Raw genomic sequence first — 518 nt, forward strand, 5'->3', positions numbered from 1 at the left:
TCGAAGCGGTTGTTGTTGGCGTTGTACAGGAACACGCACTTGGAGCCGCCCCGCACCACGTTGCCGGTAATGACGGCATGTGGCGCTACCCGGTCAGGCCGGACCAGGTCGCTCCGGTGTACCTGGAAACCCTGCTCGGCTACGAAGACCGATGGTTCTACTGGCATCCGGGCGTGAATCCGGTGGCCCTGGCCCGTGCCGGCTGGCAATGGATGGCGCATGGCCGCATCGTGTCGGGCGGGTCCACCCTGACCATGCAGGTGGCCCGGCTGGTCGACCCGGGCCTGGCCGCAATGCCATCGCGCTCGCTGGCCGCCAAGGGACGGCAGATTGCACGTGCCCTGCAACTGGAATGGCATTACAGCAAGGCCGAGATACTGGCCATGTACCTGACCCATGCACCCATGGGCGGCATTGTCGAGGGCGCGGAGATGGCCGCCCGGCTGTGGCTGGGCAAGGGCGCGTCCGAGCTCAGCCCCGCCGAGGCCGCCTTGCTGACGGCGCTGCCGCAGGCGCCG

Annotated in this window: 1 pseudogene; it reads left to right on the forward strand. The window is 68.1% G+C overall.

Going from position 1 to position 518, the window contains the following annotated elements:
• Positions 1 to 71 precede the first annotated feature (71 nt).
• Positions 72 to 518 (forward strand): annotated as a pseudogene (locus LPZ50_RS25270) (transglycosylase domain-containing protein); the annotation flags it as partial.

The sequence above is a fragment of the Bordetella petrii genome (assembly GCF_020991325.1).
GTDB classification, from domain to species: domain Bacteria; phylum Pseudomonadota; class Gammaproteobacteria; order Burkholderiales; family Burkholderiaceae_B; genus Bordetella_A; species Bordetella_A petrii_E.